This is a genomic window from Lutibacter sp. (assembly GCF_040883305.1).
Taxonomy (GTDB): domain Bacteria; phylum Bacteroidota; class Bacteroidia; order Flavobacteriales; family Flavobacteriaceae; genus Lutibacter.
This window is the reverse complement of record NZ_JBFLKT010000366.1, coordinates 1-6,362: the sequence shown is the minus strand read 5'-3', so window position 1 is coordinate 6,362 and position 6,362 is coordinate 1. Positions and strand designations below refer to the sequence as shown.

At 27.9% G+C, this 6,362-nt stretch carries 6 protein-coding genes; 4 read left to right on the top strand and 2 right to left on the bottom strand.

Translation table 11 applies throughout. The annotated features are described in order from the left end of the window. The 4 genes from AB1Z17_RS11750 to AB1Z17_RS11735 all read left to right on the top strand — a co-directional run. On the top strand, positions 1 to 336 hold a 336-nt coding region (locus AB1Z17_RS11750), incomplete at its 5' end, for a DUF368 domain-containing protein (protein WP_368051986.1). A gap of 3 nt (positions 337 to 339) precedes the next feature. Beyond that, the gene (locus AB1Z17_RS11745) at positions 340 to 1,362 is read left to right on the top strand and encodes a DUF368 domain-containing protein (RefSeq protein ID WP_368051985.1); all 1,023 of its coding nucleotides are present in this window, start codon (positions 340 to 342) and stop codon (positions 1,360 to 1,362) included. After that, positions 1,355 to 2,101: a shikimate dehydrogenase gene (locus AB1Z17_RS11740; protein WP_368051984.1), complete on the top strand. Its 747-nt coding sequence runs from the start codon at positions 1,355 to 1,357 to the stop codon at positions 2,099 to 2,101. Before AB1Z17_RS11745 ends, AB1Z17_RS11740 begins: the two co-directional genes overlap by 8 nt. A gap of 125 nt (positions 2,102 to 2,226) precedes the next feature. After that, complete coding sequence (locus AB1Z17_RS11735) at positions 2,227 to 4,296, top strand: DUF349 domain-containing protein (protein ID WP_368051983.1); 2,070 nt, start codon at positions 2,227 to 2,229, stop codon at positions 4,294 to 4,296. 170 nt (positions 4,297 to 4,466) lie between these two features. Here the strand turns inward: AB1Z17_RS11735 and AB1Z17_RS11730 are convergent, their stop codons facing one another. Together AB1Z17_RS11730 and AB1Z17_RS11725 are read right to left on the bottom strand one after the other, a co-directional pair. After that, positions 4,467 to 5,129: a 3'-5' exonuclease gene (locus tag AB1Z17_RS11730; protein ID WP_368051982.1), complete on the bottom strand. Its 663-nt coding sequence runs from the start codon at positions 5,127 to 5,129 to the stop codon at positions 4,467 to 4,469. A 178-nt stretch (positions 5,130 to 5,307) separates the two neighbouring features. Continuing rightward, positions 5,308 to 6,072: a hypothetical protein gene (locus AB1Z17_RS11725; RefSeq protein WP_368051981.1), complete on the bottom strand. Its 765-nt coding sequence runs from the start codon at positions 6,070 to 6,072 to the stop codon at positions 5,308 to 5,310. Positions 6,073 to 6,362: the final 290 nt, after the last annotated feature.

Below are 6,362 nucleotides of genomic sequence, written 5' to 3'. Positions count from 1 at the left end.
TTTAAACTGCTTGCAATTTTAGCATCTGGAGCAATAATTGGATTGTTATCCTTTTCTAAAGTATTAAAATGGTTATTTAATCATTATAAAAATTTAACATTAGCAGTTTTAACAGGGTTTATTTTAGGATCTTTAAATAAAATTTGGCCTTGGAAAGAAACATTAACTTGGCGTACAAATTCGGAGGGGATAAAAGTTCCTTTTAATGAGCAAAGTATCTCGCCATTTTCGTTTGAAGGAGAATCACAATTTATTATGGCTATAGTATTAGCAATAATTGGTTTTGCAGTAATAATTATTTTAGAACAGGTAGCTAAATTGTCGAATTCAAATTAATTTATGGCAAGAGAACGTAGTTTACTAGATAAATTTTTCCTTTTTTTAAAAGGACTTTCAATGGGAGCCGCCAATAAAGTTCCCGGAGTATCTGGTGGTACAGTTTCTTTTGTTTTAGGTTTTTATGAAGAAATGATATATTCATTCAGAAAAATAAATTACAAAGCTTTTTTATTATTATTTAATGGAAGGTTTAAAAGCTTTTATAACTATACAAATGCAACTTTTTTACTATTGGTTTTTGGCGGAAGTATGTTTAGTTATTTTAGTATATCCTTAGCTTTAGATTATTTATTAGACGCATATGAATTGTATGTCTGGAGCGCATTTTTCGGAATGATATTAGGTTCTATATTTTATATTTCTAAAGATTTTAACAATTGGAATACTAAAAATATAGTGGTAATGATTGTTGGTGTACTGCTTGGTATTGCCATTAGTTTTATGAGCCCAGCAAAAGAAAATGACAACCTTTGGTTTGTTTTTGTTTGTGGAATAATTGGCGTTTCCGGAATGACTCTTCCAGGTTTGTCTGGTTCATTTATACTTATTTTAATGGGGAATTATGTATTATTACTTGTAGATTCTGTAGCCGTTTTATTTAAAACTCTTACAGAGATTTTTACAGGAGATTTTAGCTTTATGGATAGCGATGAAAGAATGAGATACTTAAAAATAATTGCCACTTTTACAGGTGGTTCGGCATTTGGCTTGGTTGTTACTTCACATATTTTAGGATATGTTTTAAAACGCTGGCATCAAATGGTAACAGCAGTAATCATTGGTTTTATAGCTGGTTCTTTGGGTATAGTTTGGCCTTGGAAAAAAGAGGTTTATAAAATTGAAAATGGCATTAATTTATTAGACTCCAAAGGAAACAAAGTAATTGAAAATTTTGAAAGGTATTTTCCAGATTTTTCAAATAAAGAAACTTGGATGGCTATACTTTTTATAGGTATTGGAGCAGCAATTATTTTATTGATAGATAAATATGGGGCAGAACGTAAAGAATATATAGATGAATAACCGTACAAAATTTGGTTTGTTAGGGAAAGATATTTCCTATTCTTTTTCAAGAAAATATTTTTCTGAAAAATTTAAAAAATTAGGTTTAACCACCTTAACGTACAGTAATATGGACATTCCTGAGATTGAAGAATTCCCATTTCTGTTGTACCATAAAGAACACGAATATAGAGGTATAAATGTAACCATTCCTTACAAAGAATCGGTTATGCGATATTTAGATGAAATAGATGCGGACGCTAAAAAAATTGGAGCTGTAAATACCATAAAAGTAACAGACGATAATAAATTAGTTGGTTATAATACAGATTATTATGGTTTTTTAAATTCTTTAAAACCATTATTAAAACCGCATCATAAAAAAGCATTAGTTTTAGGAACAGGAGGAGCTTCAAAAGCAATTGCATATGCTTTAGGGAAATTAAATATTGAGTATAAATTTGTTTCAAGAAGGTTGGGTGATAACAATTTTCTGTATTCAGTTTTAAATCAGCAAATAATGGAAGAGTATCCTATAATTATCAATTGTACACCTATTGGAACACATCCAAATATTGAAGATGCTCCAGAGATTCCATACGAATACATTTCAAAAAAACATTTATTATTTGACTTAATTTACAATCCGTCTGAAAGTAAATTTTTGCAAAAAGGAAAAAGTCAAGGAGCTACAATTAAAAATGGTTATGAAATGCTAGAACTTCAAGCTGAAAAATCTTGGAAAATATGGAATTCATAGAAAAAAAACACGGAAATTTAACGCAACTTTTATAGTTTATTTGAATCTTCTATAAAATAGTATTTTGTGATACTATTATTTAAAATTATTAATGAGTATAATTATTGAACCTTAAACATTATAATATGTTAGACCAAGAAGAAAAATTACCAGTACCAGAAAGCAATTCAACAGATTTAACAGATCAATCTAAAGATTCTAAAACAGAAATTAAAGCCGAAATAAAGGCAGAAGTTGAAGCCAAACCAGCAATTGAAATTAAGGAAGAAGCTGAAGCTAAAACTAAAGAAGCCACTACACCAAAAGCAGTTGTTGCAGATGAAAAGAAACCTGAAGTTGCAACAGAAACTAAATCAGAAATTACTTCTGAAACGCCAGTTACATCAGAAATTAAAAAAAGCAGCAATTCGGATAAAGCTTTAGTTGAAATTGATAGTAAAATTGCTGAAAGTTCAGAGGGAAGCGACCATCAGGAAATTGAAATGGAAGATTATGAGAGCTTAAGTTTAGATGAATTAGTTGCAGAATTAGGAAAACTTGTTAAAGAAGGTCAGGTTCAGAGTATAAATAGTAATGTAAATAAAATTAAAAGTATTTTTAATCTAAAGTTCGGTAAACTTTTAAAAACTGAAAAAGAGAAATTTTTAGCTGAAGGAGGAAATATTATAGATTTTCAATATAACAATCCAATAAAATCTACATACAATAGCTTTCTTTATGATTTTAAAATAAAAAGAAACGAATTTTATGCAAATCAAGATGCTAAATTAAATTCTAATTTAGATGAAAAGTTAGAACTTATAGAGAATTTAAAACATTTAATAGATAATGCAGAAGGTGCAACTATGTATAAAATGTTTAAAGATATTCAATCTAAATGGGTGTCAATTGGTCCAATTCCAAGAGCAAAATATAATGACACTTGGAGAACGTATCAACACCATGTAGAACGTTTTTACGATTTATTACATTTAAGTAACGATTTAAGAGATTTAGATTTTAAGCATAATCTTGAAGAAAAACTAAAACTTGTAGATAGAGCTGAAGCATTGGTAAATTTAGAAGATGTTAACGCTGCTTTTAAGGAATTACAGGAACTGCATAAACTTTGGAAAGAAGATATAGGTCCTGTTGCAAGAGAAAACAGAGAAGAGGTTTGGGAACGATTTAGTGAAGCAACTAAAAAAGTACATGACAATCGTCATGAATTTTTTAAGGATATGAAATCGAAATTCGAAGGAAATATTGATAAAAAAATAAAAGTAATAGAGCAAATAGAAGCTATAGATATTTCAAAGAATAACTCTAGAGTAGATTGGCAAAAAAGTATAAAAGAGTTAGAAGTTTTACGCAATAAGTTTTTTAGTATTGGTCAAGTTCCAAGAGCAAAAAGTGATGAAATTTGGTCTAAATTTAAAGATGCAACACGTAAATTTAATGTTGAAAAAAATAAATTCTTTAAAAATATTAAGAAAGATCATTTAGATAATTTAAACCTGAAAAAGGCATTAATTGAAAAGGCAGTTGCTTTAAAAGATAGTGAAGACTGGGATACTACAACTGAGGTAATGAAAAAAATTCAATCCGATTGGAAAAAAATTGGACACGTTCCTAGAAAATATTCAGATAAGCTTTGGAAAGAATTTAAAGATGCTTGTAATCATTATTTTGATAGATTACACAAAAATCAAGATATTGGGAATAAAGAACAAATTGAAGTTTTAAATAAGAAGAAAGATCTTTTAAATACAATTAAAGAAGCGATTGGCGATCCATCTGAAATATCTATTGATACTTTAAATGAATATGTTAGTGATTGGCGAGACCTTGGAAGAGTGCCTTATGAAATGAGACATATAGAAGTTAAATTTAATAAATTATTAGATAAGGTTGTTGACAATAGTGATGCTATTGAACAGCAAGATATAGAAATGATTAAATTTAAAAACTTAGTGAATAGTTATTTAGAACAAAAAAACTATAGAAAGCTAGATTCTGAACAATTATTTATAAGAAAAAAAATAGATGAGACCGTACGTGAGATTCAACAATTAGAAAATAATATTGGATTTATCTCAAACGTGTCGGAGGATAATCCTTTAGTGCAGAATGTTCGTAAACAAATAGATGTTTATAAAGAAAAATTAGATAGTTGGAAAGATAAATTAAACTATTTAAAACAATTGGAAAGTTAAAATAGTCTTTACGAAAATTTTAAAATATGGTTTAAAAAAATAACTATAATACTCAAATATTGTTATTAAAAAAGTCAATTAAATTTAATTGACTTTTTTTTGTAAATTAATAGTGTTGGTATTTTTGGAAGCTTCCTTATAAAGGCTCATAAAATTATTTAATAAATAATTTAAATCAAACCTTTATTATTAGAATTTCTAAACAAATCGGAGAAATGAATAGTACGTTCCTTTTTTAATTTCGAAATAGTTTTTAAAAACAAAAGGGCCGTAATATATGCATCACCAGATGCAGTATGTCTATCATGTTTGGGAATGTTAAATTCTGTAGACAAAACATCTAAATTAAAATGATTGTCTTTTTTACCTGCTAGTTTTTTATATAAAATGCCAGTATCTATGCTTTTGTTTTTTAGTTTGGGTAAATTCATTCTTTTTAAACAAGCATTTATCATTTCAATATCAAAAGCAGCATGGTGCGCTACTAGAACAGCATTTCCTAAGTGTTTAATAAATTTTTCAAGCCCCTCTTTTTCAGAATATTTTTTAAGGTTTCCATCTTTAAGAATTCCGTGAATTTCAACAGTTTCAGCCTTAAATTCGTCTTGTTTTAAATAGATTTCGAAACTGTCGGCAATATCAATTGTATTGCTAAGAATGGTAACTGTGCCAATTGACAAAATTCTATCGTTCAAAATATCTAAACCAGTAGTTTCAGTATCAAAAACTACAAATCGTGTAGTTTCAATAGTTTTTGTTGGTTTTTGTTTGAAGGTATTTAAATATTCCTTCCAAAATTCTGGATATTTTTTATTTCTAAAGAGGTTGAACATTTATGGTTTTGAAAAAATATAAGTTGCTGTATAAAATTACAGAATCCTTATTTAAAAGAAGCACTATTAATAATTTTATTTTAAGTCAATTTTTATCAAATACTATGTTAAAATATAACTCCGCTTAGCAGTTAATACTGAGCGGAGTTAAAATAAATCTCTTTCTTAGCAATTTATTTTATTGTACTGAAAAATCAAATACGGTATTATTATTTCCACCTTGTGGAACTGTTCCACTATATATAAACGCATATTCGCCTGATTTTAAATAATCAAGAGGAATAACTTTAAAGCTGTTGTTTCCTGTATTTTCAATTTTAAAAGGAATTGAATTGTCTCCTCCAACACCAGCTTGCGCATTTCCTAAACCATCAACTTTTCCAGTTACTAATTCTCGTTGATTTTTACTTCGTTTAACATTTAACTCTAATAATATAAATTCATTAGGAGAACTAGCCGTTTGAAACCACCAGTTTTTAGTTAAACCTTCACTTGCAACAACATTTGAAAAATAAAAATTGAATTCTTGTGTTGTAACTTTATTATTTGATCGCTCATTGGGTATGTACGATTTGCTTTTTGCAGAAACAATTCCAGCTGTAAGAGCAGATGTTAAAGAATTTGATTTATTTCCAGAAAACATACTTGGATAAATTGCCATTTCTTCATCACCATTAAAATAATAGATTCCAACTTTTGCTACAGTTTTAGATTTTTGAATCATTAATGTTAGAATATTTGGCGGTACATTTAAGCTTTTCAACCGTTTTAATTCTTTTAAGGAAGTATCAAATTCCACAGGTGAAGAGTTTATTTTAGATGCTACAACTTCTGTATCAAAACCTAAATCTATTAAATCTATAACTGATTGATTTGTTATTGTTTCTTGGGATTGAATTACATTAAAACCTAATAAAAAGGCAACTAGTAGTATTTTTTTCATTTCTTTAGAAATTTTAAATTATTAATCTCAAAAATGCACCCATCTTAAATTTTGACCAATAAAAAATGAAAATATGGGATATTCTAGTGGTAATCTCTTGATTTAATTGCTCGATTATTTTATTTATTATTTAATAAGAGAAATCACGTCATTTGATATTTTAGTACCTAAGGTATTTATTACCGTATTAACCAAAACTGTTTTACTAGGATAAGATTTTTCACCAGAATCATAATGAGAAGGAGCACTAGCAGCTCGTTTATCTCCTAAAAAGGTTGTCCAATTATTCT

What these genes read in the sequence shown, in the direction of transcription:
- AB1Z17_RS11725 (WP_368051981.1), bottom strand. Translation starts at nt 6,072, where the DNA reads ATGAAAAAAATACTACTAGTTGCCTTTTTATTAGGTTTTAATGTAATT.
- AB1Z17_RS11735 (WP_368051983.1), top strand. Translation starts at nt 2,227, where the DNA reads ATGTTAGACCAAGAAGAAAAATTACCAGTACCAGAAAGCAATTCAACA.
- AB1Z17_RS11745 (WP_368051985.1), top strand. Translation starts at nt 340, where the DNA reads ATGGCAAGAGAACGTAGTTTACTAGATAAATTTTTCCTTTTTTTAAAA.
- AB1Z17_RS11730 (WP_368051982.1), bottom strand. Translation starts at nt 5,129, where the DNA reads ATGTTCAACCTCTTTAGAAATAAAAAATATCCAGAATTTTGGAAGGAA.
- AB1Z17_RS11740 (WP_368051984.1), top strand. Translation starts at nt 1,355, where the DNA reads ATGAATAACCGTACAAAATTTGGTTTGTTAGGGAAAGATATTTCCTAT.